Source organism: Bacillota bacterium, from assembly GCA_040755295.1.
In the GTDB taxonomy this organism is placed as follows: Bacteria; Bacillota; Desulfotomaculia; order Desulfotomaculales; family Ammonificaceae; genus SURF-55.
The window spans coordinates 1-26,437 of record JBFMBK010000017.1; the positions used below are offsets into that span (position 1 = coordinate 1).

The window sequence follows — 26,437 nt, forward strand, 5'->3', positions numbered from 1 at the left end:
TTCTTCTCTCCCATGACTAAGCTCATGAGAAAGAGGTTCAGGTTGACCCAATTCGTTTCCCTCCTTTTTTTGGAGGGGGTCAATTTTCAACCGCCGTATGGGGTCAGTTTATCACCGCCGATGACAAGGGGGAAAGGGTTTTAAAAACGCCCTCAATGAGCGAAAGTTTTGCCCTTACCGCAGTTGCCATGTCGGTTTCAAAACCCAACCGCAAAGCCAGACGGCAAAGCCACCGCGACGAGTACACCGGCCTAAGTTTTTTCACCTCGCCGGTTACGACTGCCCGGTATACTTCCCCTAATGTAAACCACTCGTCGCCGTCCCTTTGGTGGAAATCGTGATACATAATTCGTCCGTCTCCGGTTTTATAAAACGCTGCCGAAGGTTTTGTCTCCTCGTGACCTGGCAGAATGCATTTAAACACACGTCCGATATGATTTACCCTCCGTCCCGCCAGCCATGCAAGTCCTAATGCAATTTCCGGTATAGCGGCGAGGTTGGTGCCGTCAGGGATAAGCATATTCTCAATAGGTGACAGGGGAGGGAATGGTATCAATCCTTTTAATTCGTCCAAGGGTTGTTGCATAACGTCAGGGCTTTCCTGAGGGCTTACGGTGGTTTCCTTTAAGAAAAGTTCTATTGCTTCGCAGGGAGTTCGCCAAACACCACTTTCCAAGCCTTCGAGAACCACATCGGTATCATATCCGGTGGAAAGATCGTCAACGTGAACAAAGGTTTCTTTCACACCAGTTTCCGGATGGACTCTGCCCGGCCATTTTAGGGCCTTGCTTCTTTCACCCGAAGGGAAAACTTCACAATCGATGCGTGCTTTCTGCATTACCGCATTTCCAAAATTGCAGGCCGTTTGAACCCCTAACGGACGGTCTGGGAAAAGCCAGCAATGGTATCCCTTCTTGCCGCTAACTGAAACTAAAGGTATACAGTTTTTAGGTAATGCGTCCAACAGTTTTTTAACATCCTCGCCCGGTCCGTCAATATCCCATCCGATGAAATGACAATCACCTTCAACGCCGATAGGGGAAACCCCAATGCTTAACGTGTTTAAGTGTTTTGTGTTATACTGGTTGTGGTTTAGTGTCTTCCAATTACCGTTCAGGTAGGCTGCTATACGGATTGGTGTCCACCATAGTCCGTAAATAGGGAGGCCCCGGTTGTGGGCCGGGGCCTCAAAGGCTTTTCTTTTTAGCGTATTCATCATACAACCTGTTCCTTCTGACGTTTTTCCCAATAACGCAGCGGTAAATATTTGCGAAAGCCGAAACTGCCGATTTTACGGGAAACAGCTTTTTCCAAAAAGGTTTCGAAATCAACGTAGAACTTCGTTTCAGTGTCACGTTCTCTGAGCAGAATCCCTTTGCAGCCTAATGCTTGTAATTCTCGGACATTGGATTCGTCTAAACCGTAAGCGTCCATCACATATAATTTGTGTCTTAATGCAACGGATTTATGGAATACGCGGTCCGTGTCCATAATTCCGGAAACAACATTTCTACCATTGAACCTGACATAAAGCCGAACGCTTTTCACTTGAGAAACACTCCTTCCAATAAAAAAGGCCGGGTGTGATATCCCGGCCTTTTCGTTTTAAGTTTTTGGTGCTAAATTACAGATTGGTTCCAAGAATACGTTCTACCGCTTCTTTTAACACAAGTTGTTTCCGTAATCCTAGATTACGGTTGATCGTTGGCAGTTTTCCGTCAGCTATTAGTCTTCTTACCGTGCCGAGACTGAGCCCTAAGGTTACAGACGTTTCCCGAACCGATAGCGTTTGCTTCTGCATAATCTCTCCTCCTTTCCACTAAAAGTCCTACAACCGCCAAAACAAAAAAGCCACCCGAAATGGATGGCTCTTCGTTTTTTCAATTCTTGTTATTTTTCAGATCCCGTAAAATAAAAAAACGCCCCTTAACCATTAGGGACAATACACCCAATTTAATTTTAGCAGGGTGTAAACGGATAAGTAAAGGACATTTTTCGGACATTTTCCGAACATCGGCGACCGGATATAGCTGATGGTATTAACTATTCTTTTCTTAAGGTTATAGTCTTATAAAGTGGCATTCCCAATTTCCTTTTAACATCTTGTAATAGGGCTTCGTCTTGTTTTGAGTACCACTCGGGTAGAATTCCGGAGTTTTTACGTCTGATAGACTGTCTTTGGTTATGAATCGACCTAATAAGCGGCAGTAACTTTTGAACGCAGTCTTCAATGTAAGCCATAAGTATCGATAATATTTCCCATTGAGGGCCGAGTTCAGCCCGAAGCTCGATTTCCCGTTCCGCATCACGTTGTTTGTGATTACGAACAATTTTCAAAACCACATTTTCTCCTGGGAGAACCAAACCGGCCGGTGAACCAACTATCACCGGGTGCAGTTTGACCTTAATCCTATTTCGTAGTAATTCCATTAGAGCAACTATTTCGTGAACATTAGTGAGGCTTTCCGGCTCTGATTCTATTCGATCTTTTAATACCTCGCTGGCTTCTTTATAGTCATGGAGGCATACAGGATAATCCTGTCTTTCTAAAGTCAATAAGGCCATTTCAAGTATCGAGGTCTTTCGTAAAAGGCTTCTTCGTTTTTCATATTGAGTTTGGCAGGAGGGACAACGCTGGCGTATGAACGGGTTTTGCGTTGGTATCAATAATCCGCAGTCCCAGCACAGGGATGGACCCAGTTTGGCAAAATGCTTTTTTACACGGGCCGAAGCTGCACGCTTTGTGAAGGTTTCTAAACGAATGCAATGAAGTTCATTAAAAACTGATTGAAGTTTATTATAATTTAACGGAAGTTCGTCAGAATTTAATTCCCAAAAAGAAAGGCAAGGTGTTGCTTCGTTAGCTAGAATCAAAATGCATGCATGTCTTACAGTGACAAAACCTATATCTTGGCATGCAAAATTTTGAACTTTAACAAGTTTCTTAGCTTGTATCATTGACGATACTCCCTGAAAAATATAAACCGTCCGGGGACGGCTATTTTTAAAGAATAAAATACCACTTTACTGAATAATATCACAAACCTTTGCATTTTGCAAGGAATTAGTCTCATCTTCTGTGGATAACTTTTCTACTTCTCAGAGTTGGCTCTTGGCGGCCAAATCCTCAAGTTTATCCGTGAACTTTTTCTTCCAACGAAAGAATGTGGCACGGGATATGTTAAGTTTCTTCATGATCCACTTCGTATCTTTATGGTCCAAATACTTATACTTAATTAGCTGCTGCTCTTCTGGAGAAAATTGCTCAACTACGCTCTTAAAAGTCAGTAACATTTGTCTCACCTTTAAGATAATGCTAATTCTATTTTCAGCACTTTCAAGAATTCCCGCTTCGTCCTCTGATAACTCTCTGCCTGCAGTTTTTAGCCCCCGTAACCTAGCAAGTAACTTATGGCTAATACCTAAAAAAGGAATTCCCCAATGATCTTCCCGGCGATCAAGTGTCCAAAAGGCAAACTCCAAGTCTTGTAGCCAATCACTTATTTGTTTTCTGGTATAGTGTCGGTTCCTAATTAATGGTTTTGAAATAGGGCAATTGCTTATACATAAGTTCGTAAATTCTTCACAGAAAGCACAGCAAATAGTCTTGGTGTTTTTGCTACACATGCGGCTTTCCCTACAGTTATTATCTTTTCTGAAAGGGCAATATTTTGCCACCTGCACTAAAAGAGGTTTAAGGTTAATCATTGTTTATACTTTCATATTTTTTTACTTTATAATACCATTTATCATAAAGGAAACCAAATTACAGTACGGAGGTATAAAAATGCCTGCTTACAACGGGACTATCAAAAAGGATTATCAGAGTCTTATCGAGGATATACATCTTTGGCTTGAAGAAGTTAAAGATTCTAGATCAGGGCTCAGAAATTGGTATGGTTCATTTTCTATACCACATGAAAAGAATATTGAACCCGGAGGTCTTTATAGACTTACACTTGAAGACGGAAGATCGGGAGATATTATCATTAGCAATGTACAAATAGACGAAAACGAGGTTTTTATACGATTTATGGGTACTGGGCCTTTAAAATAGTAATATTAGCTGTTAGGTTTCAAGTAATTGCTATTAACAAATTAAGGCCGAAGTAAAGAAAAAACTATTGCTAATTCTAATTAAGTTGGTTTAAATTAAAACATATAAGACCGTTGTCGGTGACGGGGTAGGCTAACAGGCAAATGCAGTAGCGACGCGGGTTTGCAGGTTCGAAAGTAAGGCGACGGTCTGCAAAACCGTTATTCGGCAGTTCGACTCTGCCTGTCGCCTCCAAAATATGTTGAAGCGGCAAGGGTTTCCGGGACGGAGATTCTTGCCGTTCTTTATTAATAAGTGTATCTTGGGGGACAAACCTGAGATATGCAGCGCCGGATGAGACTTGGGTGAAGGACGTTGACGTCGCGCTTGTTATGAACCTCATAGGTATCTGCCCTCCGGAATAATTTATAAACTTTGAAAGAAATCCGGCTTACCATCGTCTAAACTATTAGATGACTGTAATACCCGGCTTGAAAGAAACGACGTCGTTCTTAGGGTGGGACCGTTTCGGACGGTTACCGGAGGCCGGAGGAAGAATCGGGTAAACTAAAGGTTAAAAGTCCGGATTCAGCGCGGTTTCAAAAAGCGAAAAGGGGCATCTCATTTGGTTTCGGACGAAATTCTGGTGAAAAGGACCTTGAACGGTGATCTGGGGGCTTACGGGGAACTGGTGCAGAGGTACCAGGATAAAATCTTCGGGTACGCCGTCAGGATGCTTGCGCCCGAAGACGCACGCGATGCCGCGCAGGAAGTTTTCATAAGGGTTTTTCAGGCTTTACCGCGGTTCGACTTCAGGGCGGGTTTTGACACGTGGCTTTACAGGGTCGCGACTAACCTGTGCATCGACCTTTCGCGCCGGCACGCAAGGGAGCGAAGCCGAAAACTGCCGCTGGAGGCGTGCGGTGTTACGGAATCGTTGAAGAACGTCCGTGCCGGACCGGAAGAGGCCCTCCTTCAGAAGGAAAGGCTGGAGAACCTGAGACGGGCGGTATACGCCCTGCCCGAAGGTTACAAGGCGGCCCTTGTGCTGCATCACTACCAGGGGCTCAGTTATAGAGACGTGGCGGAAGTCACGGGCCTATCGGAGAAAACGGTCGCCACCAGGATACACAGGGCTAAACTGATGTTGAAAAACGAATTGTTGGGGGGTGACGGCGGTGCGCTGCCGGAAGGTAAAAGAACTGCTCGGCAGATATCAGGCAGGGGAATGCCGGTCGTCTGAGGCCGGGGAAATATCCGAACACCTTGCCGGCTGCGGGGAGTGCTCCAAGGAGCTGGAGGATCTACGGCAAATCGACTACCTGCTCGACCTCTGGCAACCGGATCCGGCGCCCCGGGACCTGCTGAACGCCGTCATGGAAAACGTGGCGCTAAGCAGCCGCCGCGCGGGTCACACCCTTCCAACAATGCCGGAGCCCCAAAAGGCCGGTTTCCCGGTGACCATGAGGAAACCGTACACCGTGTTCTTTGACGTTGTAACGGCTGCCGCGGTTTGTCTGGCGCTGGCGTGGGGGTTAGGCCCCCGGCTGGACGGCGTGGAAATGACCGATACCGGGAAGGGTGTCAACGCGGTGGTATCCTCATACGTCAGGACGACCGATAACGTTGTGACACGCGCCACTGTAATGGCCGATGAATACAGCCAGAGGATATTCACGAAATAGTGCGCCATGCACCCGAAGCCGCTCTGTTAAAAGAATGAAAATGGGGCATGGCAGCTCACGAACGAACCGTAATTCGGAGCGCCCATTTTTATGAAGGAGTGAGTTTGAATTGAAATGCGTTAACCATCCGGATGCAGAGGCCGAAGTGCTATGTGTTTTGTGCAAGACGCCGGTTTGTCCGGAATGCCGGGTGACGTTGCGGGGAGCGGATTACTGCCGCCCCTGCCTCGAAGGGAAGGTGGCGGCAACCGGCGGTACGGTGAGCGGGGAAAAGAGCGTGTTTCTTGCTTTCCTGTTGTCCCTCATTCCGGGCGTGGGCTACATGTACCTTGAAATGATGGATAGGGGTCTGCAGACGCTGATCATCTTTTTCGGCACGATATTTGTGGCGGCGATGACCGGATTGGGTCCTCTTACGGCGCTGGTCATACCGGTGCTGATGTTTTACAGCATATTCGACACGCTGCAGCTCGCGAGGAAGATGCGGGAAGGTGTTCCGGTAGAAGACAGGCCGCTGGTCGACCTCGGCAAACACAATAAGTGGCGCGATTACCTGGGATACGCGCTGATCGTGTTAGGCGCGGTGGCTCTTCTCAACAATTATCTGCCGTACGTGTTCAGATATGGGACCGTGCACAGGTTGATTTCCCCTCTGTTGATAATCGGTGTCGGGGTATTGATCCTGTATCAAAACTTGAAGGGGAGGAAGGACGATGGCGGCGAAGGGAACGGTTAAAGCCGGGCCCATTACTCTGGCCTTCGGGCTGATACTGGGCGGCTTGTTGATACTGCTTTATAACTTTCACGTGATCACCCGGCCGGAAGTGCTCTGGAAACTGTGGCCGCTGCTGTTGATCGGTCTGGGGGCGGAATATTTCCTGAAAAGGGCTCTCAACCGCGAGGAAGAGGTGCAGATCCACGCGGCCAGCGTGATACTGATAGTAATGATCATCCTGGCGGGCGGCGCCCTGTACGCGGCCACGTTCGCCGGCAGGAACCTTGACCGGATAATAAGCGGAATCCCGTGGCACCAGGCGGAGCTCACCCATACGACGACCTGGACGGCGAACGCCATCGACGTAAAGCCTGGGCAGAAACTGAGCATCGAAAACCGGCGGGGTAAGATCGAGCTGCTGCCGGCTGCCGGCGGGAAGCTGGAGGTTAAGGCGTTGATCCACTCGCCGGAAAGCGGTCCGGCGAGGGATCTGGCCGGGACGCTCAAACCGGAAATCAGCTCCGGCGACGCGATTTTCATCCGCGTTCCGGAAAACACCGGTTTCAACCATCGCATTTATACCGACCTCGAGGTGCGGGTTCCCGAGGGAATGGACATAGATGTGGAGAATACCGCCGGGCGGGTGGTTGCGGAAGACGTCTATGCCGACCTGAAGGTCAGCGGCACCGCGGGGGCGATCGAGCTGACGCGGATCGGCGGCGATATTGAGGCAAGGAACAACGCCGGCGGGATTTTCGTGAAGGACCCGGGCGGCGACGTGACCGCCGGGACCAACGCGGGCTCAATCACCCTTTCTTCGGCGCGCCCTTTGGCGAAGAATTACGAACTGAGAAGCGACACCGGACGGGTCGTGTTCCAACTGCCAAGGGAGTCAGATTTGTCTATAAACGCCGAATCAAGCATAGGTCCGGTCCTGGTCAGCGGCCTGCCGGGCGCTGCAAAAACCCCGGGTCCGGGAAGCTCTTTCAACTACAAGCTGGGAGAAGGGAAGGGCAGCGCCGTGTTGCGCGTCGCGACGGGGGCGATAAACATCTCGGTCAGATAGAAACCGGGCCCAAACTCGTGCGAAAGTCAAAAAGGACCGGTCCGTTCTGCGGGGCCGGTCCTTTTTCCCCTGGTTACGAAAGCCATGTGTCTATAGTCTGTCTTAGAAGCTCTTTAAGGGTCTCCGGCGTACCGGTGCTTTGTCGGCGCGGCCCCGGCGGCCGCCGCGCGGGGTCTTGAACAAACCTGCGGCCTGGTCGGCAAACTCGGCCGGCAGCTGGACATAGGTGAATTCGTTGTGAATTTTAATATTGCCGATATCCCTGCGGGAGATCCCCGCGGATTCAAATCTCGTAAGCAGGTCCCTTACCTGAACGCCCTGCACCCGGCCGACCGGCACCCGGACGTTGACAAACTCCGGGTCTGCTTCGAGGAGGTCAGCCCGTTCCAGTTCGCGGCCTTCCTGGTCCAATAACTGCAGCATGGTTGACACCAGGTCGGTGGAGTCGTGTTCTTCAAGGAGCTGCGCCGCAAGGGAACGATACTCACCCGAGGGCTCTTCGATCGCGTCGACCACGCGCCTTGCAAGCATCTGCTGCCGCCGTTCCATCGCTTCGACAAGAGTAGGGAGCGCGCAGCGTTTAATGCGCTTGTTGATGTTGTGTTCGAGGAAACGCAGCTGACGCACTTCACGCGGGGTGACCAGCGTGATTGCCACTCCCTCGCGTCCCGCCCGGCCCGTTCGGCCGACACGGTTGACGTAACTGTCGGGGTCCTGGGGAATATCGAAGTTAATCACGTGAGTCACGTGGCTGATATCCAGCCCTCGGGCGGCGACGTCGCTGGCCACCAGCAACTCGACCTGTCCGGCGCGGAAGCGCGCCATGACGCTGTCCCGCTCGCGTTGGGAGAGATCCCCGTGAATTACCTCGGCGGCGTAACCACGGACGCGCAGGTTGTCCGCCAGTTCGTCCGCACCGCGCTTGGTGCGGCAGAAGACCAGGGCGCTGGACGGGTTTTCCACGTCCAGGATCCTGCAGAGGGTCTCAGCCTTCTGTTTGGGGTTCACCTCGTAATAACGTTGCTCGATAAGAGGCGCGGTGATTTCAAAACCTCGTATCGCCGCTTCTTCGGGGTTGTCAAGAAAACTGCGCGCCAACTCCGCGATCGGGGGGGCCATAGTGGCGGAGAACAGCATGGTCTGGCGCTCGGCGGGGCACTGGGACAGTATCGCTACGATGTCCTCCCTGAAACCCATATCGAGCATTTCATCGGCTTCGTCCAGAACCACGTACCGGAGTGAAGCTAAAGAAAGAGTGCCCCGGTGCAGGTGGTCAAGAAGACGTCCGGGGGTCCCGACGACGGCCTCAGGCCGATTACGCAGAGACCGGATCTGGTGTTCGATCGACTGGCCTCCGTAAACGGGCAGTGCCTTTACGTGTAAATGACGGCCGAAATTAGTCAGATCCATCGCCACCTGAACGGCCAGTTCCCGCGTCGGGCACAGGACAAGCGCCTGCAGGCCGCGTCCGGGGAATATCCCGTTTAAGATCGGCAGCCCGAAAGCGGCCGTTTTACCTGTCCCTGTCTGAGCCTGTCCCAGGATGTCCCGCCCGCCTAACACAAGCGGGATGGCTTTCTCCTGGATTGGCGTGGGGCGTTCGAACCCAAGATCGGTCACCGCCCTTACCAGCTCGGGTTTAAGCCCGAGTTCATCAAATGTGCTCACTGTCACGTACTCCTTTTACACTTAAAATCTTGTTGTTTTACAATACTATAGTTTAACACAAGTTGAGGATGTTTTTCCAGGCATATGTTCAGCAAACTTAAGCGCATAGGGGTCGCAGGACATTAACGTTTTCTTTATGAATTCCACCGGGAATGAAGGCATATTCAGACGCCGAAATGTCACCCGATGGGATGAGAGAGCATTTCGGGTGCAGCGCCACCCGGTGGCGAAAGGATAAAGGCAGGAAGTTCAGCAAGAACTGCAAAGCGGTGAGCAAGAACGGAAAAGACACGGCCTGTTATTCGGGTTATCCTTATGCTGTCGGGGGCGGGACGGCGAAGGGGGGGTCAAGGTGGAAGTGAAGGGAATGCCCTCCTTGAGCGTGGCCTATGTAAGAAGTCTGAAGGTTACAGGGGTGACTTTGCGGATGCCTTCGACAGCGGGGTTTATCTACTGGCATAACAAAAACATGTCTTCACCCTTCATCGGGGTAAGAAACGGGAAAGTCGCGGAAATCCTGGTTACTGCCGGTCGGCGTATCGGGGTCGTCGTGACCGTTCTGGAAACAAACAGCCTGAGGAAGGGACACGAGCGATTGATAGGAATGCTCAAGACAGGTGAGCCGGCCGTTTGTTACGGGGATTTGGCTTATCTTCCGTATTTCCCTGTTCCCGAAACGACTCATTTCGGCGGGCATGCTTTCGTGGTATTCGGTCTGGATGAGGAAGAAGACAGGGTTTGCGTTTCCGACCGCGCTCAGAAACCGGTTACCGTCAAAGTGGCGGAACTGCAACAAGTGCGCGGCTCTCCGTTCAAACCTTTCCCCCCGAAAAACAGATTGCTTTCCCTCGCTTATCCGGCGAAGATCAAAGATCTGGAAGACGGGATAAGGGAGGCTGTCAGAGACTGTTGCGCCGGCATGCTGACACCTCCCATATCCAATATCGGTCTTTCCGGTATTAAAAAATGGGCCGGCTTCGTACTGAAATGGCCTGAACATTTCAGTGTGCGCGAGTTGCTGACGTGTCTTATAAATACTTATATTTACACCGGGAAATCGGGGGAACGGGGGGTAGCGCCTTTAGAACAATGTATGCCGGTTTTCTTGAGGAGGCGGGTCTTGTATTAAACGAACCTTCCTTGAAAGAGGCGGCCGAAATGATGAGGGAAGCGGGAAGCATCTGGACAGGCATCGGAGAGGCAGCCCTTGCTGAGAACCGGCCTGCATTGAGTGCATTACGCAGGTTGCTTACGCGGCAGTACCATGTGTTCAGGGAGCAGGGGTCTGAAGCGGCGCGGGAAGTTGAAGATATCGGCGCGAGAATGAAAGATCAGATGGAAAGCGCGGAAACGGAGCTTCAAAATAACGGCGCGGCCCTTTTGCTTCAAGGTTTAAGACAAAAAATACTTGAATGCTATGCAGTCGAGGAAAAAGCCTTCAGGCTTCTGGAACGTGTTATCCGTAATAATTGACAGGAGTTTGAATAGATTTTCACAAACCCGGAATCGTTGACTGAGCCTGCGATAATCCAGGAGAGTGTTGCAAAACAGGTTTATGCCTCTGTATCGGCTAAGGTGTTTTGTAACACTCTCTTCGTCTTTTGGTTGATATTTTTGGTGCCGGGCGGTTTACGTTTTCGTGATTCTACATAAATTAATTCGTCCGCCGGAGATAAACCTTTAACGCACCGGAGGCGCTTTAGACCGGTGCTCCGAGTAATCTGCCGGGATCGCGCAGTCGGGGGACAAACGATAAGCCAGGGGCAGAATCCGGTTATTTACGTACAATGTAGCATCCTATAACTAATAAGGAAGTGGTTATAATGCTTGGCAACCCTTCAGTCTCTCAGGTGCCTGCCTGTCCGGGAGGGACGCTGTACGTCATAGGTCCCGGAGATACCTATTTCAGTCTTGCCCGGCGGTTCGGCACCACAGTGGACGCTCTAATGGCCGCCAATCCCGGCGTGAGTCCCTCGAATTTAGTGATCGGCCAGACAATCTGTATTCCGGTGCCGGCGGCGCCCGGCCCGTGCCCGGGCGGGTTCCTCTACGAAATCAGGCCGGGTGACACTTACTACAGCCTTGCCCGGCGCTTTGGAATCACCGTGGAGGCGCTGACCGCCGCCAACCCGGGCATCGACCCAAACCGCCTTAGAGTCGGACAGCAAATCTGCATTCCAGCGCCGTTTCCCGGACCCCCGTGTCCAGGCGGGACTTACGTCATACAGCCCGGAGACACATTTTTCAGTCTGGCCCGCCGTTTCGGCACCACCGTGGATGCTTTGATAGCCGTCAATCCCGGTGTCGATCCAAACCGCCTTCAGGTCGGTCAGACAATATGCCTGCCGACCGGCATACCCGGACCCATACCTTGTCCGCAAGGCAGCGTTTACCTGGTACAGCCGGGAGACACCCTGTACGGAATCGGCCGCCGTTTTGGTGTCTCATTACAGGAGTTGATTGCGGCAAACCCGCAGCTTGTCGACCCGAATCAGCTTCAGGTGGGTCAGCCCATCTGCGTCCCCGGCAGAATCTAACAAGCTCAGTTTAATAAACCACATATGTGTTTTGACGGGGCGCGGTTAGAGGCAAGCGCGGCGCGAAGGATGACGCCGGACGAACGGAGCGTACGGTATTAGAAGTTGGATGCCGGAGGTCGGAAGTCAGAGAATAGAAGGAATTCGTGAACGAATTCCGACAAGAATTCTAACCTCTAACTTCCTGCCTCTCACCTCCGAATTAGTCAGGCGCAGTTTTGCAGCGGCCTCCAAGGAGTTCAGTGAATACTGACGCAGAAAGAAATCATCACCCGGTGTCACACCGGGTGATAAATTCTTTTCAAACGGGTTTGATACGACAGGTAATATAACCGGTCGAACAAGGTACTCAACGCTTGGTCAGTCTTTCTCTCCGGCTGTAGAAAACCGCACCGATAGGCCCCGGTCCCCGTTCAACGAAACCGTTAACGGTTCCCAGTCAGGAAACAGTCTAATGTTTGTGCTTTTCGCATAGTTTGATCAGGGTATTCGCAATAGCCTCTTTCTCGTCAGAATCCGCCACTTCCCACATAGCCTTCAGCGCGCGGTTCTCAGGAGCGTCGGGGTCTACGTGGGAATAGAGGAAATCGCCCATTTCAACGGCCGACTTCTTGATCAAGTTGTCGGACATCCCTACAGTCCTAGCTTTATCGAGGGCGTCTGAAAGGACATCAACCCATTCATCGAAAGTCGTAATCTCCATGAAGTACACCTCCCTTTTCCCTTAGTTTCTTCCTCGGAGACCGCAATTAAACAAAAAAATAGAGACGCCCGAAGGGATAGAAGGCGATATAAAAAAATACTTCTTGACGCCGGGAAGATAGTCTTGTAACATTATTTTGAAAAACCACCTTTAAACCGGTCCGGCGAGGCCGGGAAGGGAGATAGCCTAATCCTGTACTCAATCCGGAATGACATAATGACGGACGCAATTGCGATTAGTAAGGGCGTTCTGTTTTTTAAACGAGCGTTGAGTACGGCGGTATACGGTGCCTGCTTGCCCGGGTGGTAAGGAGGCATTTTTATTTCTCAAGATCTTGACAAAAAAAACTAACCACAGAGACACTCATTTTATGATTTAATCTTGATTTCAGTTCTCTGCGAACTCTGTGCCTCTCTGGTGAAACATTATAGTTCCGGCTTGTCCGGAATAGGAGAATGCTATGAAACTGAAAGAAAAAGCGCAAATACTTGACGCGGAGGGTATCCGCCGGTCTCTCACGCGGATGGCCCACGAGATTATTGAAAAAAACAAGGGCGTCGAGAATCTGGCTCTTATCGGCATCCGCCGGCGCGGTGTACCTATAGCGACGCGCCTGGCGCAACTGATCCGCGAGATTGAGGGGCGCGACCTTCCGGTCGGGTCGCTTGATATAACCTTGTACCGCGACGACCTTACTCAGCTCAGCTACCAGCCGCTGGTGTACCGGACGGAGGTCGATTATCAGGTTACAGGCAAACGGGTGATACTGGTTGACGATGTGATATACACCGGTAGGACCGTCCGCGCGGCGCTTGACGCGCTTATGGATCTCGGGCGGCCCGTCGTCATTGAACTGGCTGTGCTGGTGGACAGGGGCCACCGGGAGCTGCCTATCAGGGCGGACTATATTGGCAAGAATGTGCCGACCTCCAGCAAGGAAGTGATCTCTGTGCTCATTAGGGAGATCGACGGTGAGGACCGGGTCGTGATTAACGAAAGGGTAGAGTGAGGGATGAGGGATGAAGGGTGAAGGGTGAAGGGTGAAGGGTGAAGGGTGAAGGGGAAATAGTCCTCAGTCGAAAGTCCTGAGTCCGGGAAAAAAGTCGCGAGTCGCGGGTCTCGGGTCACGAGTCAGCGATGGAAAAGAAAAAGAGTTCCGGGTTCGCGAGTTGGAGTTTTAGATTCTGAATTCTATCTTCTACATTCTAGCTTCCATATTCTGACTACTGGCTGCTAAATTCCAACCTTGAACCTTGAACGTTGAACCTTGAACGGTTAAGGGAGGGGAACTGGTGCTTGAACGAAAGGATCTCCTTGGCATGGAGGAACTCACCGTCGGGGAAATAGAGACCGTTCTTGATACCGCCGTTGCCATGCGCGAGATCATGGACCGGGAGATCAAGAAGGTGCCGACGCTCCGGGGGCGGGTCGTGTTGCTCCTTTTCTACGAGCCCAGTACGCGTACCCGCGTTTCTTTCGAGCTTGCGGCAAAGTACTTGAGCGCGGACGCGGTCAGCGTAACGGCGGGTTCGTCGAGCGTGGTGAAGGGAGAAGGGCTGATGGATACCGCCCGGACGATCGCCGCTCTCGGCGCCGATGTGGTGGTGCTGCGACACCCGGCGGCGGGCGCAGCCGCCTTTTTGAGCCGCTATACAGGGGCTTCGGTTATCAACGCCGGTGACGGGATGCACGAACACCCGACCCAGGCGCTTCTCGACCTCTATACGATACGGGAGCGAAAGGGCGGGATCAAGGGCCTGACGGTCGCGATAGTCGGTGACATCGCACACAGCCGTGTCGCCCGGTCGAACATCTGGGGACTGACCAAGTTGGGGGCAAGAGTAAGGGTCTGCGGTCCCGCGACGCTTATTCCTCCCGGGATGGAAAGACTGGGGGCTGAGGTTTTAACCGGGGTTGAAGAGGCGCTGAACGGGGCGGATGTGGTTTATGTGCTGCGATTGCAGCGGGAACGCTTCGTCCAGGGGCTGCTCCCCGGTGTGGAAGAATACACACAGCTTTACGGCATTAATCGGGAGAGGTTTAACCTGGCGAATCCGGAAGCCATCGTTATGCACCCGGGACCGCTTAACCGGGGTGTGGAAATCAGTGCGGCGGTAGCGGACGGGCCGGGGGCGGTAATAACGGACCAGGTCGCCAACGGTGTGGCGATCAGGATGGCATGTCTTTACCTTCTGAGACGGAGGGACAAGAATGACCAGGCTTATCATTAAAGGCGGAACGGTTGTCGACCCTATAAACGACCGGGTCTATCCTGCGGATATTTCGGTTGTGGACGGTAGGATTGCGGCGATCGATTCCGGATTTTCCAAACGTAAGGGGACTATGTTCATTGACGCCAGGGGGTGCCTGGTGGTCCCCGGATTAATCGATATGCACGTTCATCTCAGGGAACCCGGATTCGAGTATAAGGAGACGATTGCTTCAGGGGCGGCGGCAGCGGCGCGGGGAGGATTCACCGCGTTATGCGCTATGCCCAACACCCGCCCGGTGTGCGACAGTGCGGCGGCGGTGCATTTTGTGAAAAAACGTGCCTTCGAAGCGGGGTACGCACGGGTATACCCGATCGGGGCTATCACCAGGGAAAGCGCGGGGAAGGAACTCGCGCCGTTTGGAGAGATGAAAGCCGCCGGCGCCGTGGCCTTTTCCGATGACGGCAGCTGGGTGGCGGACGGCAACCTGATGCGGCGGGCGATGGAATACGCCGGGATGCTGGGAGTACCGGTTATTTCGCACTGTGAGGACCCGTCTTTAGCGGCGGGCGGGGTTATGAATGAAGGATATACGGCGACGGTTATGGGCCTGCGGGGTATGCCAGCGGCCGCGGAAGAGGCGGCGGTTGCGAGGGATATCATTCTAGCGGAACTCACCGGATGCCGCCTCCATATAGCCCACGTCAGTACGGCGGGAACGGTGCGGCTTATCCGGGAGGCGAAGGCCAGAGGGGTTAAAGTGACGGCGGAGGTAACGCCGCACCACTTTACGCTGACTGATGAAGCGGTAGGAGGGTATGACACCAACGCCAAGGTGAACCCGCCTCTCAGGACGACGGCGGATGTGGCGGCTGTAATAGGGGGACTGGCCGACGGGACCATCGACGTCATTGCCACCGATCATGCCCCACACAGTCTGGAAGAGAAAGAAAGAGAATTCGACGCTGCGCCCTTCGGGATTGTGGGATTAGAGACCGCCGTAGGACTGGTTTTTAGTCAACTCATAAATCCGGGGGTTTTAACTCTTACGCAGGCTGTTAAAAAACTGACGGTAAACCCTGCTTCCATCCTTGGGCTTCCGCCGGGGGCCGTCGTTGAGGGGTCGGTTGCCGACCTGACAATAATTGATCCCGGGCGGGAAATCCGGGTGGACCCGGCAGATTTTATTTCGCGGGGAAAGAATACCCCTTTCACCGGGAGGATGCTAAAAGGGATTCCGGTCGGGACCGTTTCAGGAGGTCGCTGGATTACCACGGATGCTTCCATAGATAGGATCCACGAAAAATGGCAAAAAGAATTAACCACAGAGGCACAGAGCACACAGAGGGGGAGAACGGAATTATAGGTATTCATTTTTGTTATTTAGTCTTGACATTTCTGGACTCTGTGAACTCTGTGTCGCTGTGGTAAAAAAGTTTAGTTCAGGTTTATCTGGTTAGGAATGACGGAATCACTGCGGGTTTGAAGGAGTAGCGCATGCAGGCCTTTGGCCGGTATAAACGGAAGAATAAAAATCTACGTGTAAATAGTGATTTAACTGTTGTCACATATTCATTTTCTTGATACATGGCGTTCTTGGCGTATTGGCGGTTGATTTATTTACAGGGGAGGGCGATTGATGCGAGGGGCTCTTGCGCTCGAAGACGGGACCGTGTATGAAGGACTCGCTTTCGGTGCCGACGGCGAAAACTGGGGCGAGGTGGTTTTCAACACCGGGATGACCGGTTATCAGGAGGTGCTGACGGACCCATCTTACTGCGGGCAGATCGTAACGATGACCTATCCCCTCATCGGGAATTACGGGATTAACGAAGAGGACTTTGAATCCCTGCGTTCTTTTGTACGTGGTTTTATTGTACGGGAGGCGTGTGGAACTCCTTCCAACTGGCGGTGCCGGCTCAGCATTGACGCTTACCTTGCCGGGCAGGGGGTAATCGGGCTCGCCGGAATTGATACGCGTTCACTTACCAGGCGGTTAAGACATTACGGTACGATGCGCGGGGTTCTCAGCACGGTTGATTTTGACTCGGAAAGCCTGGTGCAGAAGGCCCGTGATTGTCCGGTTTTAACCGGTCAGGCACTGGTGCCGGAGGTTTCGACGCAGCAGCCGTTCGTCGTTCCGGGCGGCAACCGTTACCGGGTGGTGCTGTTTGATTTCGGGGCGAAAAGAAACATCATCAGGTGCCTCAATAACCGGGGTTGCGACGTCGTAGTGGTTCCGCCGCACACGACGGCGGCGGAGGTTTTAAGTTATGATCCGGACGGCGTTATGCTTTCCAACGGCCCGGGGGACCCGACGGATGTAATTTACGCCGCGGGCACGGTACGGGAGTTATTCGGCAGGCTGCCGGTTTTCGGCATCTGCCTCGGCCACCAGGTGCTGGGACTGGCTTTCGGCGGGCGGACTTACAAGCTTAAGTTCGGCCACCGGGGCGTCAACCACCCGGTAAAAGACCTGGTTAGCGGAAGAGTTTACATAACATCGCATAACCACGGCTTTTCGGTAGACGCCGATTCCCTCCCGGAGGAGGTTCTGGTTTCCCACGTGAATATTAATGACGGAACGGTTGAAGGCTTGCGGCATCGGCACCTGCCGGTTTTTTCGGTGCAGTATCATCCGGAAGCGGCGCCGGGTACGAACGATGCTGAATACTTATTCGACGAATTTATTGAGGTTATGGGTCGCGAAGGGAGATAAAGAATGCCACGGCGGAACGACCTGAGAAAGGTAATGGTTATCGGCTCGGGCCCGATAATCATCGGTCAGGCGGCGGAGTTTGACTATGCGGGAACACAGGCCTGCCGCTCCTTGAAAGAGGAGGGGCTTGAAGTCGTATTGATTAATTCCAATCCGGCAACCATCATGACTGACGCTAACATGGCGGATAAGGTTTATATAGAGCCGCTTACCCCGGAGTTCGTAGCCAAGGTCCTGCGTCGGGAACGACCGGACGGTTTACTGCCGACCCTCGGGGGACAGGTAGGGCTTAACCTGGCGCTTGAACTCAGTGACGCCGGGATAATCGATGAAGTAGGCGTAGAACTGCTGGGAACGCCCCTTGCGACCATTAAAAAGGCCGAGGACCGGGAGCTTTTCAAGGCGATGCTTCAGGAAATCGGTGAACCGGTGCCGCAAAGCGGCATTGTGTCGAACCTTAAAGACGCGGCAGCCCTTTCCGCGGAAATCGGTTTTCCGGTGGTGGTACGCCCGGCCTACACCCTTGGCGGCACAGGAGGCGGTGTGGCCAGGGATGGGACCGAACTCGCGGACATTGCGACCAGGGGTCTTAAACACAGCATCATCCACCAGATATTAATCGAACAGTGCGTTGCGGGGTGGAAGGAAGTCGAGTATGAGGTGATGCGTGACGGGGCGGATAACTGCATTACAGTCTGCAACATGGAAAACTTCGACCCCATGGGCGTACATACCGGCGACAGCATCGTAGTGGCCCCGTCACAGACGCTGAGTGATAAAGAATACCAGTTGCTGCGGACCGCCTCCTTGAAGATCATACGTGCCCTAGGGGTCGAAGGCGGCTGCAACATCCAGTTCGCTTTGGATACCGCCAGTTATCAGTACTATGTCATTGAGGTCAATCCACGGGTTTCCCGGTCTTCGGCGCTGGCCTCCAAGGCCACGGGATACCCGATCGCCAAAGTCGCAGCCAAGATCGCGGTCGGCCTGAGGCTGGACGAGATAAGGAACGCGGTAACCGGAAAGACTTACGCCTGTTTTGAGCCGGCGCTTGACTACCTGGTGGTTAAATTCCCGCGCTGGCCGTTTGACAAATTCGCGCTTGCGAACAGGGCGCTGGGCACGCAGATGAAGTCCACGGGTGAGGTCATGGCGATCGGCCGGACGTTCGAGCAGGCGCTTATGAAAGCCGTGCGTTCACTCGAAATCGGCCTGTTCAGCCTCGTTTTACCCGAAGCCGGCAGGCTGGAGGATGAGGAAATAGAGCGAAAACTGGCCGGTGCGCATGACGAGAGGATTTTCATTGCGGCCGAGGCCCTGAGACGCGGCTTCACCGTGGAGCGGATCGCTGCTCTTTCGAGAGTCGATGTCTGGTTCCTTGAAAAGATTAAAAATATCGTTAGCGCCGAAGAAGGCTTGCGGCGGATTGGACCGGAGGGGCTCGGTATTCCGGGACTCGAAAACGCCAAGCGAATCGGCCTGCCCGACTCAAGAATTGCGGAACTTACCGGCTTGAGTGAGCGGGATGTTCGCCGGAAACGGGAAGAAAACGGGACGAGTCCGGTATATAAAATGGTGGACACCTGCGCCGCGGAATTCGAAGCCGAAACCCCTTACTATTACTCCGCCTACGAAGCGGAGGACGAGGCACCCCCGGAGTCGGGCAGACGGGTGGTGGTTTTGGGCTCCGGGCCGATCCGGATCGGACAGGGGATCGAATTCGACTATTGCTCCGTTCACTGCGTCTGGGCTCTGCGCCAGGAAGGCGTAAAAGCGATAATCATCAATAACAACCCGGAAACGGTAAGTACTGATTTCGACACGGCCGACAGGCTTTACTTCGAACCCCTGGTGCCGGAAGACGTGATAAACATCCTGCGCAAGGAGCAGCCGGAGGGCGTGGTGGTTCAGTTTGGAGGCCAAACGGCGATAAATCTGGCCAAGACCGTTGCGGCGTCAGGTTTTAGAATTCTGGGGACCTCGGTTGACGACATCGATGCGGCGGAAGACAGGGAGAGGTTCGACAGCCTGGTGGAGGAACTGGGTATACCCCGTCCCGCTGGCGGCGCGGCCTATTCGGTAGGTGAGGCGGCGGCGGTGGCGCGTCGGGTCGGATTTCCGGTGCTGGTGCGTCCTTCGTACGTTTTGGGCGGGCGGGCGATGGAGATCGTCTACAGCCAGGATGACCTGGTTGAGTACATGCGGTCCGCGGTCCGGGTCAGTCCTGAGCACCCGGTGCTGGTTGACAAGTATATTTTCGGCAAGGAGGTCGAGGTGGACGGCATCAGCGACGGCACGGACGTGCTGATACCGGGAATAATGGAGCACGTGGAAAGAGCCGGCGTCCATTCCGGTGACAGCATCGCCGTCTACCCTTCACAGACCCTGAACCCGCAGATCGAAGAGAGGATAGCGGATTATACGACGCGTCTGGCCCGGGCGCTCAGGGTTCAGGGGCTGTTAAACATTCAGTACGTCATAGGCCCGAATAATCAGCCTTATGTCCTGGAGGTGAACCCGCGGGCCAGTAGGACGGTGCCTTATCTCAGCAAAATCACCGGTGTTCCCATGATCACCCTTGCAACTCGGGCGATTATGGGCCATCGGATAAAGGATTTCGGATATTCGCCCGGACTATACCGAAAGATGCCGTACATCGGGGTCAAGGTACCGGTTTTCTCTTTCGCAAAGCTGCTCGATGTCGACGTTTCTCTCGGGCCGGAAATGAAGTCTACGGGCGAGGTCATGGGAGTGGACAGGGATTATGCGGCGGCACTTTACAAAGGCTGTCTGTCTGCCGGGTACACCTTCCCGCAGGGGGGCACGCTCCTGGTAACGGTTTCGGACCGGGACAAAGAGGAAACGGTCGCCATCGTTCGCGAACTTGCCGATTTGGGCTTCCGGATTCTATCCACGGTCGGAACATCAAAGGCGCTCCGATCTCACGGTATACGTGTACAGACGGTTAAGAAACTGCATGAAGGGTCGCCGAACATCGTGGACCTTTTGCGCTCGGGGAGTATCAATCTGGTGCTGAACACGCTTACCCGGGGGAAGATGCCGGCACGCGAAGGATTCCGCATCAGGCGGACGGCTGTGGAACTGGGTGTCCCCTGCATCACGTCGCTCGATACGATGCGGGCCATTGTCGAAGTAATGAAAGCCAAAATGCGCGGCGAATTCATCCCGGTGGTGCCCCTTCAAGAATACCATTTCGGGGAGGCAAAGGCGTGATTTACGAGGTGGAGGTTGTAACCCAGCGGAAGGTAGCCACGGACTGCTACCGGCTCGAGATATATGCTCCGGAAGTCGCCGCGGCGGCACAACCCGGACAGTTCCTGATGGTCAAGACCGGTTTCACGCTCGACCCGCTTTTACGACGACCGCTGAGCGTCAACACCGTTGATCGTACGCGCGGGCTTGTAAAAATACTTTACCGGGTGGTAGGGCGGGGCACGTCGCTTATGGCCGGTAAGAAACTGGGCCGGCGTATGAATATTCTGGGCCCCCTGGGAAATGGCTTCACGATTCCTTCTAAGGGAAGCTTCGTCGTTGTTGCCGGAGGGCTGGGGATCGCTCCGCTGCTATTTCTGGTACAGCGTTTGAGGGCACTGGGCAACGAGGTTACGGTCTTTTACGGCGCTCAGAATAAATATCAGCTACTGCTTATGGATGAGTTAAGCGGTCTGCGGGTAAACCTGGTTACGGCGACCAACAACGGTTCGAGCGGTTATAAAGGGACGGTGGTCGACCTTCTCCGGGCGCAAGGCATACCGCCTGCCGAGATCGTTTACGCCGCGGGGCCGCCGCCTATGCTGAAGGCGCTTTCAGGGTTGTTAGGGGAAGCGGGCGTGCTGTGGGCGGAGGTGACGCTCGAGGAGCGAATGGGCTGCGGCGTCGGTGCATGCCGGGGGTGCGCCGTCAAAATTGCGGGTGAGGAAGGCCCTACATACAAAAGGGTTTGCCACGACGGTCCGGTTTTCCGGGCGGAAGAGGTGATCTGGGAATGAGGCCTGCTCTTGACGTTGAGATTGCGGGTTTAAAGCTGAAGAATCCGATCGTGACCGCTTCAGGCACCTTCGGGTTCGGGCTCGAATACGAGCCCTATGTCAACCTGGCCGCGCTGGGCGGTGTTGTGTTGAAAAGTGTAACCACCAACCCCCGCCAGGGCAATCCGCCGCCCCGGGTTACCGAAACACCGGCGGGGATGCTTAACAGTATCGGTCTCCAAAACCCGGGGGTAACCGAGGTTATCGACCACTACCTGCCCGAACTGAGACGTCGAAGGGTTAAGGTTATCGCAAGTGTCGCGGGGGAAACAGCCGAAGAGTACGAACTGGTGGCAGGACGATTGGCCCATGCCGGGGTCGATGCCATTGAGATTAATCTTTCCTGTCCGAACGTAAGCCGCGGGGGAATGGCCTTCGGTGCGGATATGGAGGTCGTGAAGTCTGTTACCGGCCGGGTTAGGGCGGTCTCCGGTGATCTGCCGGTATTCGCCAAGCTTGGAGTTTTAGGCAAGGACGTGGTGGAGGCGGCGAGGACCGCGGCGCTTGCCGGGGCGAGCGGTGTTTCGTTGATCAACACCCTTCCGGGGTTGGCCGTAGACATAAAGAAAAGGCGGCCTGTTCTGGGTAACATTACCGGAGGTCTCTCCGGACCGGCCATAAAACCGGTGGCCCTTTGGGCGGTATGGCGGGTATACAAAGAACTTGGGCTACCGATTATAGGGATGGGCGGGGTAACAACCATTCAGGACGTCCTTGAATTCATTATGTGCGGTGCGACCGTGGTGGCGGTGGGAACAGGCAACTTCGTTAACCCGCGGCTCACAATGGAACTCGCTGCAGGGCTGGATCAGGCCCTGGCGTTGGAAGGCATTCAGGATATCAAAGAACTTATCGGCGCCGCTCATTTGGGAAGTGAGAGGTGAGAGGTCGGAGGTTGGAGGTGAGATGGGGGAATGAAACAGAATAAAGACCGGCTGATAGTGGCCCTGGACGTTGACGGCTGGGAAAGGGCACGCGACCTGGTCGGACTGCTTTCCGGGCAGGTCGGCGGTTTTAAGGTGGGGATGCGGCTTTTTTACCGGGTAGGACCGGAGGCGGTTTCTTACCTCCGGGGGAAGGCCCCGGTCGTTTTCACGGACCTTAAACTCCACGACATACCTTCCACGGTGGCGGGCGGCGTACGGGTGTTGACCTCCCTGGGCGCAACGCTGATCAACGTTCACGCCTCGGGCGGGAAGGCGATGATGCAGGCTGCGCGCGAGGCGGCTTCGACGGAAGCGCTGCGTCTCGGCATAGCGACGCCGAAAATCATAGCGGTAACGGTATTGACAAGTCTTGACGAAAAGGCGTTGCAGGACGAGGTCGGAATCTCCGGAACGGTCGCAGAACAAGTAGTAGTGTGGGCGCGTTTGGCGCGGGAATGCCGTCTCGACGGGGTGGTCGCCTCGCCACAGGAGGCTGCCTCGGTCCGTGAAGCATGCGGCCCCGATTTTTTAATCGTCACGCCGGGAGTTCGTCCTGACGGTTCGCCGTTAAGAGACCAGCGGCGGGTTATGACCCCTGCGGCGGCCGTAAAGGCGGGCGCGGATTACATCGTGGTGGGCAGGCCGGTACTTGAGGCGCCGGACCCGCTGCGGGCGGCGCAAGAGATAGTTGATTCTTTGGAGTAAAGTGAGTGATTCGTTTGAACCAAGCTGAAATTCGTGCGTTTTTTGAAAAGACAAGAGCCATCCTTTCGGGGCATTTTATCCTTACTTCAGGACGGCACAGTGATACTTACATCCAGTGCGCGCTGGTGCTCCAGTTTCCGGAATGTGCGGCACGCCTCGGGTCAGCGCTTGCCGCGCGATTCAAAGGAGCTGAAATGGAATGCGTTGTCGGGCCGGCGTTGGGCGGTATCATCGTGGCGCATGAGGTGGCGCGAGCGCTCGGGGTGCGGGCGGTTTTCACCGAAAGAGTGGACGGGGCGATGCGTTTGAGGCGCGGTTTTTACGTGGCCCCGGGTGAGAAAGTTCTGGTGGTTGAGGACGTCGTTACAACCGGCGGGTCGGTGAAGGAAGCGGCAAAAGCCGTTGAGGATCTCGGAGCGAGGATTACAGGTTTTGGCGCCCTGATTGACCGCAGCGGCGGAAAGGTAAGTTTTCCGGCACACTTCAACACCCTGTTCGAGGTCGACGCTCAGGCATGGGACCCGGCGGACTGTCCGCTTTGCGGTAAAGGTATTCCGGCGATAAAACCCGGAAGCCGGAAGTAGTTCTGCGATTCTTAAGATACTCTCCTAATCCAGAACGAAGCCTCTATGCGAAAAGAGTCTCATACAGGCGTCTGAAACCTCCGGATCGTAGAGAATTCCCCTGTTTTTTTCAATTTCCGCCAACGCCTTCGCTATTCCCAGCGCCGGACGGTAGGGCCGGTGCGAAGCCATGGCTTCAACCACATCGGCAACGGCGAGGATGCGTGCTTCGGGAAGGATATTTTCACCCTGCAAGCCAAGAGGATATCCGGAACCATTCAGCCTTTCGTGGTGCTGCAGTATAACCTGGGCGATCGGCCAAGGAAATTCAATTGTCTTTAATATGTTATAGCCGACCTCGGGATGGATTCTAATCAGGTTGAATTCCAGTTCGCTCAGCACCGCAGGCTTGTTGAGGATTTCGACCGGCACGCCTATCTTTCCGATATCGTGGACAATGGCTGCCATGTGTATCTCTTTCACCTTCGCGTCGTCACAGCCCATCTCTCTGGCTATCGCGCCGGCAAGGTCGGCCACTCGCCGCTGGTGTCCGGCGGTGTAAGCGTCTCTCATTTCGACGACCCTTGCCATTGCCCGGATTGTTTCTTCAATGGTTTTCTGAAGCCTTCGGAAACTCCGTTGCAGTTCTTCTTCGGACAGCTTGCGCCTGGTGATATCGTGGAGGTATTCGATTACCCCTTTGATCTCTCCCGTTGCCCGGTCTGTGCAGGGAAAGCAGTAAACGTCCAGCCACCCGACCGGCTTTTTTCCGGGACCCAATTTGGGCAGCACGCCGTAAGCCGGCTTGCCGGTTTTAAGTGTTTCCGCCGTGGGGCAGGACCTACAGCGTTCCTTTCGTCCCGAATACGCCTCCCAGCATTTTCTGCCGACGAGCGGCGTGGTGTGCACGTACCAGCGTTCCATCGTGGGGTTGACCCTGACCAGATTGAACTCCGTGTCCAGAATGCTTATCCCGTCTTGTATGCTTTCAAAAACGTTTGAAAGAAAATGTTCGTTATCTTTAAGCGCCTGTTGCGCACGTTTCAGGTCTGATATGTTACGCACCGAGCAGAGAACCCCTATCGATTTGCCCGCATCATCGATTACCGGAGTTTTAGCCACGTGCAGCCACTGTTTTCCGGTCGCTCCCGTTGTTTCTTCCTCCTGCAACCTGGTTTCTTTCATGTTCATGACCGCCAGGTCTTCCTGACGGTACTTTTGGGCCTCATCCGGCGGGAAAAGGTCATAATCCGTCCTGCCGATAATCTCTTGAGCCGGTTTTCCGAGGAAATTGCAAAACGCTTGATTTGCGGCAAGGTAGGTCAGATTCTGGTCTTTTAAGGCGAACTGATCGGGCGTCACCTCAAGGATGGTCTGAACCAGTTTTTGCTGCTTGCGCAGCGCCTTTTCCGCCCGTTTGATACTGGTGATGTCCGATAGCGACGCCAGGCTTTGTTTCGTTCCCGGGATCATCGAGATAGTGATAAACGTATCTTTTACGTTTCCGTTCCTGTCGAGGGTCCGGAATTCGTAGTTCCGCGGGGCCGTCTCGGGATCGATTCTTCGGCTTCTGTGGTAACCCTGCATCCGGGCTATGTCGTCTTCCAGGACAAACTCGGTCCAGCTCCTTTTTCCCTCTATTTCCTCCTTGGTGCAACCGACCAATTTCGCATATTGGGTGTTTGCCATGGAAACCGTTGTATCCTCTTCGATTATGGCTATGGCGGTGCCTGAGTTCTCAAAGATGGTGCGGTACTTGTTTTCGGAAGTTCGCAGGGCCTCCTCCGTCCGCCTGCGTTCGGAGATGTCCCGGACGATGTTGGTGAAGAAATACTCTCCCCCGGCCTGCCAGGTCGAAAACGATACCTCAGCCGGGAACTCGCTTGAGTCTTTCCTCAGCCCGACCATCTCGATCGTTCTACCGGTCAAGCCGGATTTCTCGGTTCTGATAAGTTCATTAACCTCCTTCATATATGCAGGCCGGAAACGTTTCGGTATTATCTTCGAAAACCGCTTTCCGACAATCTCCGAAGCTTCATAACCGAACATGTTTTGGGCGGCGTGGTTCCAGATAACGATCTTACCGTAGCGGTTGAAGCAGATTATCGCGTCGCTTGCGGATTGCGCGACCGAGCGGAAGCGTTCTTCGCTGTTTATAAGCAGTTCCAGGGTTCGGTTGTTGTGAAGGGAAACCGCGGCCATGTTGCTGAAGGCGGATATGATCCTGGCGTCCTTTTCCGAAAATCCGCCCTGTTTGTTGGCAAGAGTGAGCAGGCCGACGGTATTATCCTTTATTTGAAGAGGCGCGATCAACACGTTGTCAAGTCTTACATGCCCCGCCGGAAGCATGTGATCCCACTTGCTGTCGCGGAAGGAGTTCCTGCAGATGACCTCACCCTTGCGGCAGGCTTCTGCAAACAAGCCGCGGAAGGTGATTGGAACAGACGGGTCCACCGAACAGACAAGCGATCCGGTCTCAAGAAAAAGCGCTTCATACCGGGTCCTTTCTTCATTTAACAGGCCTATAAAACCAAGGTCGGCTCCTATCAGATTCTTGCAGGAGTCAAAGATCGCCCGTGATGTTTCCTTAAAATCCTTACATTCGAGCAGTACCTTTGCGCTTTTAAAAAGTTCATCGCAAACGGGGCAAAAATCATCCGCCCGCTGCGATGTTTCAGGCACAGCGGTTTGCCGGTCGGGTGTTGCGCCCTTAAATTCGTCGAGGCGCTTTTGCAAGGCATCGATCTCCGCCATTAATTGAGCCGGTGTTTTTTCTTTGTTGTGCATAGTTATTTATTAATCGGCAGAAAACCAGTGAAGATTAAGTTTTTATGCCTGTATATTTTTATAAGGGA

25 protein-coding genes and 1 tRNA gene are annotated in these 26,437 nt (G+C 53.7%); 18 read left to right on the plus strand and 8 right to left on the minus strand.

Translation table 11 applies throughout. The features are described from left to right. Positions 1–103 precede the first annotated feature (103 nt). The 5 genes from AB1500_11140 to AB1500_11160 form a co-directional block, all read right to left on the minus strand. On the minus strand, positions 104–1,249 hold the full coding sequence (locus AB1500_11140) for a hypothetical protein (GenBank protein MEW6183705.1): 1,146 nt from the start codon (positions 1,247–1,249) through the stop codon (positions 104–106). Continuing rightward, positions 1,216–1,548, minus strand: coding sequence for a hypothetical protein (locus AB1500_11145; protein ID MEW6183706.1), 333 nt, complete (start codon positions 1,546–1,548; stop codon positions 1,216–1,218). Before AB1500_11145 ends, AB1500_11140 begins: the two co-directional genes overlap by 34 nt. 76 nt (positions 1,549–1,624) lie before the next feature. Next, positions 1,625–1,801 carry an excisionase family DNA-binding protein gene (locus AB1500_11150; protein ID MEW6183707.1) on the minus strand — a complete coding sequence of 59 codons (177 nt, stop codon included), beginning with the start codon at positions 1,799–1,801 and terminating at the stop codon, positions 1,625–1,627. A 242-nt stretch (positions 1,802–2,043) separates the two neighbouring features. Beyond that, positions 2,044–2,958, minus strand: a complete 915-nt coding sequence (locus AB1500_11155; GenBank protein ID MEW6183708.1) for a hypothetical protein — start codon at positions 2,956–2,958, stop codon at positions 2,044–2,046. A 141-nt stretch (positions 2,959–3,099) separates the two neighbouring features. Beyond that, complete coding sequence (locus tag AB1500_11160; protein ID MEW6183709.1) at positions 3,100–3,708, minus strand: DUF1492 domain-containing protein; 609 nt, start codon at positions 3,706–3,708, stop codon at positions 3,100–3,102. Positions 3,709–3,787: 79 nt separating this feature from the next. Here AB1500_11160 and AB1500_11165 point away from each other — a divergent pair, with 79 nt between their 5' ends. The 6 genes from AB1500_11165 to AB1500_11190 all read left to right on the plus strand — a co-directional run bounded on the left by AB1500_11165 (position 3,788) and on the right by AB1500_11190 (position 7,502). Beyond that, a complete protein-coding gene (locus AB1500_11165; protein MEW6183710.1) occupies positions 3,788–4,057 on the plus strand; it encodes a hypothetical protein in 270 nt (89 codons plus the stop codon). A 118-nt stretch (positions 4,058–4,175) separates the two neighbouring features. Further along, a tRNA-Cys gene (locus AB1500_11170) sits at positions 4,176–4,291 on the plus strand. A 370-nt stretch (positions 4,292–4,661) separates the two neighbouring features. Next, positions 4,662–5,279, plus strand: a complete 618-nt coding sequence (locus AB1500_11175; GenBank protein ID MEW6183711.1) for a sigma-70 family RNA polymerase sigma factor — start codon at positions 4,662–4,664, stop codon at positions 5,277–5,279. Beyond that, positions 5,215–5,721 carry a zf-HC2 domain-containing protein gene (locus AB1500_11180; protein ID MEW6183712.1) on the plus strand — a complete coding sequence of 169 codons (507 nt, stop codon included), beginning with the start codon at positions 5,215–5,217 and terminating at the stop codon, positions 5,719–5,721. Before AB1500_11175 ends, AB1500_11180 begins: the two co-directional genes overlap by 65 nt. Before the next feature lie 109 nt (positions 5,722–5,830). After that, positions 5,831–6,457, plus strand: a complete 627-nt coding sequence (locus AB1500_11185; protein MEW6183713.1) for a B-box zinc finger protein — start codon at positions 5,831–5,833, stop codon at positions 6,455–6,457. Beyond that, positions 6,435–7,502 carry a DUF5668 domain-containing protein gene (locus AB1500_11190; protein MEW6183714.1) on the plus strand — a complete coding sequence of 356 codons (1,068 nt, stop codon included), beginning with the start codon at positions 6,435–6,437 and terminating at the stop codon, positions 7,500–7,502. The genes AB1500_11185 and AB1500_11190 overlap by 23 nt, the downstream gene beginning before the upstream one ends. Before the next feature lie 102 nt (positions 7,503–7,604). On the opposite strand, the gene AB1500_11195 is transcribed toward AB1500_11190, so the two are convergent. Further along, the gene (locus tag AB1500_11195; GenBank protein MEW6183715.1) at positions 7,605–9,170 is read right to left on the minus strand and encodes a DEAD/DEAH box helicase; all 1,566 of its coding nucleotides are present in this window, start codon (positions 9,168–9,170) and stop codon (positions 7,605–7,607) included. Between the two features lie 352 nt (positions 9,171–9,522). On the opposite strand from AB1500_11195, the gene AB1500_11200 reads away from it, so the two are divergent. From AB1500_11200 to AB1500_11210, 3 genes are all read left to right on the plus strand, one after another. Continuing rightward, positions 9,523–10,299 (plus strand): BtrH N-terminal domain-containing protein, encoded by a 777-nt coding sequence (locus AB1500_11200; protein MEW6183716.1) that lies wholly within the window; start codon positions 9,523–9,525, stop codon positions 10,297–10,299. Next, positions 10,260–10,643, plus strand: coding sequence for a hypothetical protein (locus AB1500_11205; protein ID MEW6183717.1), 384 nt, complete (start codon positions 10,260–10,262; stop codon positions 10,641–10,643). The genes AB1500_11200 and AB1500_11205 overlap by 40 nt, the downstream gene beginning before the upstream one ends. A 350-nt stretch (positions 10,644–10,993) precedes the next feature. Continuing rightward, the gene (locus tag AB1500_11210; GenBank protein ID MEW6183718.1) at positions 10,994–11,707 is read left to right on the plus strand and encodes a LysM peptidoglycan-binding domain-containing protein; all 714 of its coding nucleotides are present in this window, start codon (positions 10,994–10,996) and stop codon (positions 11,705–11,707) included. Positions 11,708–12,158: 451 nt separating this feature from the next. Here AB1500_11210 and AB1500_11215 read toward each other — a convergent pair whose 3' ends face one another. Then, positions 12,159–12,410, minus strand: a complete 252-nt coding sequence (locus tag AB1500_11215; GenBank protein MEW6183719.1) for a DUF3243 domain-containing protein — start codon at positions 12,408–12,410, stop codon at positions 12,159–12,161. A gap of 460 nt (positions 12,411–12,870) precedes the next feature. On the opposite strand from AB1500_11215, the gene pyrR reads away from it, so the two are divergent. From pyrR to pyrE, 9 genes are all read left to right on the plus strand, one after another. Next, positions 12,871–13,419: a bifunctional pyr operon transcriptional regulator/uracil phosphoribosyltransferase PyrR gene (pyrR, locus tag AB1500_11220; GenBank protein ID MEW6183720.1), complete on the plus strand. Its 549-nt coding sequence runs from the start codon at positions 12,871–12,873 to the stop codon at positions 13,417–13,419. A 280-nt stretch (positions 13,420–13,699) separates the two neighbouring features. Next, positions 13,700–14,641 (plus strand): aspartate carbamoyltransferase catalytic subunit, encoded by a 942-nt coding sequence (locus tag AB1500_11225; protein MEW6183721.1) that lies wholly within the window; start codon positions 13,700–13,702, stop codon positions 14,639–14,641. Then, a complete protein-coding gene (locus AB1500_11230; protein MEW6183722.1) occupies positions 14,622–15,986 on the plus strand; it encodes a dihydroorotase in 1,365 nt (454 codons plus the stop codon). Before AB1500_11225 ends, AB1500_11230 begins: the two co-directional genes overlap by 20 nt. A gap of 273 nt (positions 15,987–16,259) precedes the next feature. Continuing rightward, on the plus strand, positions 16,260–17,339 hold the full coding sequence (gene carA / locus AB1500_11235) for a glutamine-hydrolyzing carbamoyl-phosphate synthase small subunit (protein ID MEW6183723.1): 1,080 nt from the start codon (positions 16,260–16,262) through the stop codon (positions 17,337–17,339). Between the two features lie 3 nt (positions 17,340–17,342). Next, positions 17,343–20,573, plus strand: coding sequence for a carbamoyl-phosphate synthase large subunit (carB, locus tag AB1500_11240; GenBank protein MEW6183724.1), 3,231 nt, complete (start codon positions 17,343–17,345; stop codon positions 20,571–20,573). Beyond that, on the plus strand, positions 20,570–21,349 hold the full coding sequence (locus AB1500_11245) for a dihydroorotate dehydrogenase electron transfer subunit (protein ID MEW6183725.1): 780 nt from the start codon (positions 20,570–20,572) through the stop codon (positions 21,347–21,349). Before carB ends, AB1500_11245 begins: the two co-directional genes overlap by 4 nt. Further along, positions 21,346–22,272, plus strand: coding sequence for a dihydroorotate dehydrogenase (locus tag AB1500_11250; protein ID MEW6183726.1), 927 nt, complete (start codon positions 21,346–21,348; stop codon positions 22,270–22,272). Before AB1500_11245 ends, AB1500_11250 begins: the two co-directional genes overlap by 4 nt. Positions 22,273–22,302: 30 nt before the next feature. Then, complete coding sequence (gene pyrF / locus AB1500_11255) at positions 22,303–23,019, plus strand: orotidine-5'-phosphate decarboxylase (protein ID MEW6183727.1); 717 nt, start codon at positions 22,303–22,305, stop codon at positions 23,017–23,019. Between the two features lie 14 nt (positions 23,020–23,033). After that, a complete protein-coding gene (pyrE, locus tag AB1500_11260; protein ID MEW6183728.1) occupies positions 23,034–23,603 on the plus strand; it encodes an orotate phosphoribosyltransferase in 570 nt (189 codons plus the stop codon). A gap of 24 nt (positions 23,604–23,627) precedes the next feature. On the opposite strand, the gene AB1500_11265 is transcribed toward pyrE, so the two are convergent. Further along, positions 23,628–26,336 carry a PAS domain S-box protein gene (locus AB1500_11265; GenBank protein MEW6183729.1) on the minus strand — a complete coding sequence of 903 codons (2,709 nt, stop codon included), beginning with the start codon at positions 26,334–26,336 and terminating at the stop codon, positions 23,628–23,630. Positions 26,337–26,437 lie beyond the last annotated feature (101 nt).

Coding starts and splice junctions, on each gene's coding strand:
- AB1500_11265 (MEW6183729.1), bottom strand. CDS start 26,336: ATGGCGGAGATCGATGCCTTGCAAAAGCGCCTCGACGAATTTAAGGGC.
- AB1500_11190 (MEW6183714.1), top strand. CDS start 6,435: ATGGCGGCGAAGGGAACGGTTAAAGCCGGGCCCATTACTCTGGCCTTC.
- AB1500_11215 (MEW6183719.1), bottom strand. CDS start 12,410: ATGGAGATTACGACTTTCGATGAATGGGTTGATGTCCTTTCAGACGCC.
- AB1500_11150 (MEW6183707.1), bottom strand. CDS start 1,801: ATGCAGAAGCAAACGCTATCGGTTCGGGAAACGTCTGTAACCTTAGGG.
- carB (MEW6183724.1), top strand. CDS start 17,343: ATGCCACGGCGGAACGACCTGAGAAAGGTAATGGTTATCGGCTCGGGC.
- AB1500_11165 (MEW6183710.1), top strand. CDS start 3,788: ATGCCTGCTTACAACGGGACTATCAAAAAGGATTATCAGAGTCTTATC.
- AB1500_11230 (MEW6183722.1), top strand. CDS start 14,622: ATGACCAGGCTTATCATTAAAGGCGGAACGGTTGTCGACCCTATAAAC.
- AB1500_11205 (MEW6183717.1), top strand. CDS start 10,260: ATGTATGCCGGTTTTCTTGAGGAGGCGGGTCTTGTATTAAACGAACCT.
- AB1500_11160 (MEW6183709.1), bottom strand. CDS start 3,708: ATGATTAACCTTAAACCTCTTTTAGTGCAGGTGGCAAAATATTGCCCT.
- pyrR (MEW6183720.1), top strand. CDS start 12,871: ATGAAACTGAAAGAAAAAGCGCAAATACTTGACGCGGAGGGTATCCGC.
- carA (MEW6183723.1), top strand. CDS start 16,260: ATGCGAGGGGCTCTTGCGCTCGAAGACGGGACCGTGTATGAAGGACTC.
- AB1500_11250 (MEW6183726.1), top strand. CDS start 21,346: ATGAGGCCTGCTCTTGACGTTGAGATTGCGGGTTTAAAGCTGAAGAAT.
- pyrF (MEW6183727.1), top strand. CDS start 22,303: ATGAAACAGAATAAAGACCGGCTGATAGTGGCCCTGGACGTTGACGGC.
- AB1500_11155 (MEW6183708.1), bottom strand. CDS start 2,958: ATGATACAAGCTAAGAAACTTGTTAAAGTTCAAAATTTTGCATGCCAA.
- AB1500_11210 (MEW6183718.1), top strand. CDS start 10,994: ATGCTTGGCAACCCTTCAGTCTCTCAGGTGCCTGCCTGTCCGGGAGGG.